A 4,462-nucleotide genomic window follows, 5' to 3' on the forward strand; every position below is an offset into this window, starting at 1 on the left:
CCCTAAAATAGCGCAATCCTAATCATTACTGATTAATTTAAGATGTTTCCTTGGCGAACCCTTCCACTCTCTCCCTGATGGGCTTTTTCCGGATTCATCAATAAAAAACGGAGAATACTTGACAAATTCGGGGGGGGGTAGAGTTATGATGCTTATTACTATTAAGCAATGATTTATGGGGTATAAATAGCAATTTTTACCCATTCTTAAACTTGCAATCAATCAAAAATGACTAATCAACTGCTAAAAGCCCTTTGCCTTCCTGCGGTGACTTGTGCCGTTTTCAGTGCCATTCCCGCCCATGCCGCTATTTTTACCGCTACCTATACGGATACTGTTTCAGCAAACTTTGGTGTCGATAACGTTACTGTCGGTGATACTGCGGTTATTCGCTTGCAAACGGCAATAAATGACCAATTATCCTGTAAGGAAGGTTTAAAAGCCTTCCTTTTTGGTTAGGGATAAAGGCACTCTCGCTTATTGAATTTTGGGACATAATGGATAAGTAGCTAGACACAATTAATTACACATATCTAATACTAAGTAGGTAGGTATTAAAAACTGTCAGATCCCCCCGCCTATCGGCACCCCCCTTATTAAGGGGGGCAGGGGGGATCGAACCTAAAATCCATTTTTAATTTAATTATAACCAGCTACTTAAATCCGTTGAGTATAGGCTACTTATCAGGATAGGCAAGAGGCAAGAGGCAAGAGGCAAAAGGAGGAATAGATAATCAGTCTTTAATAACTGGATTTAGTATAACTAGGTTTTATAACTTGTAAGATCGATATAACCTTCCTTGTCAAAAGAATACCAATCTTTCATCTGGGCATCGGGATTAAGAGGCCAATTATTGGCGAATCTTTCCACCAAATCGGGATTACTGATATAGGGGCGACCGAAAGCAATTAAATCCGCATCTCCTAACTGAATAGCGGCTTCAGCAGTTTCTTTGGTATAACCACAATTGCCGATTAAAGCACTATTAAAAACAGCCCGAAACTCGGATAAAAGCATCGGTTGACCCTTTTCATGAAAACCAAAAGCCAAGCCATCTAGCAGATGCAAATAAGCTAAATTATACTCATTTAATCTTTGGGCAACATAGAGAAAAGTTTCTCGAAAATCCTCGGAACCCATGTCATTATAAACCCCATTGGGAGATAGACGCACCCCCACCCGATGACTGGGAAAAACAGTTAAAATTGCCTCGACTACTTCCTGTAAAAAACGATAGCGATTTTCCCAACTGCCACCGTACTTATCCTGACGCTGATTAGTGGCCGATTGTAGAAAAGTATCGATTAAATAACCATTAGCTCCGTGAATTTCTATCCCATCAAACCCCGCTAATTTTGCCCTCTGAGCGGCCTTGCGGTAATCTTCGACAATTGCGGGGATTTCCTCGGTTTCTAAGGCTCTAGGGGTCTCGTAGGGCTGTTTGCCGATGGGTGTATGCAACTCCCCCTTAATCTTAATTGCGGAAGGGGCAACGGGTAAAGCCCCATTTTCCTGAAAACTAGAATGAGAAGCGCGACCACAGTGCCACAATTGACAGAACATTGGTGTTCCTTTTCTTTGGGCGATTTTTGTCACCATTTGCCATGCTTGCGCTTGTTCATCGGTGTAGATACCGGGGGTATTTTGCCAACCGTTAGCTTGGGAAGAAATTACCGTCGCTTCCGTAATCATTAATCCTGCGCTGGCCCTTTGCCGGTAATACTCGGCCATTATCTCATTGGCCAGACGTTTTTCTCCGGCTCGCGCTCGCGTCATGGGAGCAAGCACAAGACGATTTTCTAAGTTTAAATCTCCCAATTTAAATTGACTTAAAAGAGCCAGGGAAGTAGTGAAGGAAGTCATCGAATTTGCCGATAGAGGATTTAGGTTAATTTTACCGCAATTAGTTAAAACCAGACAATCACATCCAAGGATGATTGACTGGCTATCTGCGAGATTGTCCCTCTCCTAAGTTAGGATAATTAATCGGATCAACTAGCTGACTATAATTGATCTTGGTCATAAATCTGACTATAATTACCAGTTATTGAATTTATTCATCGTCCAAAATTAAAGAGACATAAACCATATTTTCTGGTGGTTGACTCATGATAAATGTCTTAGCAACTTCGGCATCATAAATATTGCTTAAATCTAAAGAGATAGGAACCTAAACTATCCGATCGCCCAAATAATACCACAGATTTACCTGTCCCCAGTTATGGATGAGGGGACTACCCCCATTCCATCACCTCCTTGACCATTTCTCTCAAGTCATCGTTCTTATTTTTTCCCTCCCGCTTGTCATAAAGACGAAAATTGATAGGAGAAAATTTCTTGTCCAATTCGGTAAAAATAGTGTAATTACGCTTATCTTTACCTGACCAGAATAGTCATTGTGGAGATGTCTAGTAACTGGTGTTTTGCCGATAAAACAGACTTTCTAGGGACTAAAACGAAATCATTACTCTTCGGTGCTTGCGAATTGTAAGAGGGTTTTTCAAAATCAGAATTTTTTATTAAACCTACCCAAAAATACCCAAAAGATGCAGACAGCCCCTACAGCGCGTTGATAAAAATGAAAAAAACCGAGTTTTTAGCAAGGATCGTGCATTTAATTGTGCTAATCTCGAAAAAATTGCGTTTTTTTTACAATTTATTTAGAACTAATTTATTACTAAAAAAAGATGTTAAAAAAGTCTTGATCAACTTGGGCTTTGTGGCTAGTATGTAAAGCATATAGCTTCTTCGTTGGAGACACCTGAATGAAAGCCCTATTACTGTGGCCGCTGATGCCCAACTCCTTTTGGTCCTATCAAGAGACTTTAGATCTAGCCGGCTTGAGATCAACCAATCCGCCTCTGGGTTTAATTACGGTGGCGGCCCTGTTGCCATCGGATTGGGAAATCCGGTTTGTTGATCGCAATGTCCGATTGGAAACGGCTTCGGATTGGGAGTGGTGCGATCTGGTAATCATCTCCGCCATGATCATTCAGAAAAAGGACTTTCAAGAATTGATTGCCAAAGGGTTGCAGTTGGGTAAAAAAGTGGCTGTGGGTGGGCCTTACCCCACCTCCTATCCAGAAGTTGCCCAAAAAGCTGGGGCAGATTACCTGATTCTGGATGAAGGAGAACTGACAATCCCTCTGTTCCTGGCGGCCCTGGAGCGGGGTGAACCGAGTGGTGTCTTTAGAGCCAGTGAGAAACCTGATGTCACCATGACACCGATCGCCCGCTATGATCTGCTAGATCTGGATGCCTATCTGGCGATTACCGTGCAGTTTTCTCGCGGTTGCCCCTTTCAATGCGAATTTTGTGACATCATCAACCTCTATGGCCGCAAACCGCGCACCAAAACCCCAGAACAAATGTTGGCTGAGTTGGAGACGTTATACCAACTGGGCTGGAGGCGCTACATTTTTGTGGTGGATGACAACTTCATTGGCAATAAGCGGAATGCCAAGGTGTTTCTGCGGGAGTTGATCCCTTGGATGGAACAACACCAGTATCCCTTTAAACTGATTACGGAAGCTTCCCTTAATCTGGCCGAAGACAGCGAACTGATCGAGTTAATGGTCAAGGCCGGCTTTGTGCTGGTGTTTATGGGGATTGAGACCCCAGATACCGATAGCTTAATGGGCATTAACAAGGTTCAAAACACCCGCCAATCCCTGATCGAATCCTGTCACAAAATTACCCGCATGGGGCTGCAGATTATGTCAGGCTTCATTATCGGTTTTGACAATGAGAAACCGGGCGCAGGGCAGCGGATCAAAGAGTTTATTATGGAGGCGAGTATTCCCCAGGGGCAGTTTAGCCTGCTCCAGGCACTGAAAAATACCGCCCTGTGGAATCGCCTGCAACGGGAAGGTCGTCTGGTGGATGGCATGGGCACTATCCATCAGGGAGCCATGATGAACTTTGAGCCAACTCGCCCGGTGGAAGAGATTACCGAAGAATACATCGACGCTTTCTGGGAAATCTACGATCCTGTTAACTACCTGAAACGAACCTTCAACCATTTCCTGATCATGGGGGGATGGCGCGGCAAATCGAACCGTAAATTAGATTGGCAACAGTGGCAATTGTTCCGTTCCTTGCTCTGGCGGCAGGGGATTGTCCGACCGACGCGGTTCCGTTTCTGGTGGCAACTGGCGGTGATTGCTTCGGTCAAGCCCCGTCTGGTAGAAGAGTATCTAGCCACCCTAGGGATAGGTGAGCATTTTTTTGCCTATCGCTATGAAGTAAGAGAACAATTACTAAAACAACTAGCCGATTTGAACCAACAGAAAGCAAGGGTAGCCCAGCTGGAAAAAACGCTCAAAAACTAGACAATATCGCAGACGAACAGTCATTTATCCCTAAACAGCGCTCTTGAATCCTACCCCAAAGTAGAGCAACAAAAAGCGCGTGGGGTTGTTTGACTGTCCAATCATACTAAATCCGTTGAGTATAGGCTAC

At 43.9% G+C, this 4,462-nt stretch carries 2 protein-coding genes and 1 pseudogene; 2 read left to right on the forward strand and 1 reads right to left on the reverse strand.

The window, feature by feature from the left end; translation table 11 throughout:
- Positions 1 to 228 precede the first annotated feature (228 nt).
- Positions 229 to 399, forward strand: a pseudogene (locus tag IM479_RS17230) (PEP-CTERM sorting domain-containing protein); the annotation flags it as partial.
- 364 nt (positions 400 to 763) lie between these two features.
- Here the strand turns inward: IM479_RS17230 and IM479_RS17235 are convergent.
- Entirely contained in the window at positions 764 to 1,864 is a 1,101-nt protein-coding gene (locus tag IM479_RS17235) for an alkene reductase (protein WP_287699508.1), read from the reverse strand.
- Positions 1,865 to 2,766: 902 nt separating this feature from the next.
- On the opposite strand from IM479_RS17235, the gene IM479_RS17240 reads away from it, so the two are divergent.
- The gene (locus IM479_RS17240; protein WP_287685288.1) at positions 2,767 to 4,332 is read left to right on the forward strand and encodes a B12-binding domain-containing radical SAM protein; all 1,566 of its coding nucleotides are present in this window, start codon (positions 2,767 to 2,769) and stop codon (positions 4,330 to 4,332) included.
- Positions 4,333 to 4,462 lie beyond the last annotated feature (130 nt).

Source organism: Microcystis sp. M165S2 (assembly GCF_020245885.1).
In the GTDB taxonomy this organism is placed as follows: domain Bacteria; phylum Cyanobacteriota; class Cyanobacteriia; order Cyanobacteriales; family Microcystaceae; genus Microcystis.

Bases quoted from the DNA above. Each gene is read 5' to 3' on its own strand.
- IM479_RS17235 (WP_287699508.1), bottom strand. From the start codon at position 1,864: ATGACTTCCTTCACTACTTCCCTGGCTCTTTTAAGTCAATTTAAATTG.
- IM479_RS17240 (WP_287685288.1), top strand. From the start codon at position 2,767: ATGAAAGCCCTATTACTGTGGCCGCTGATGCCCAACTCCTTTTGGTCC.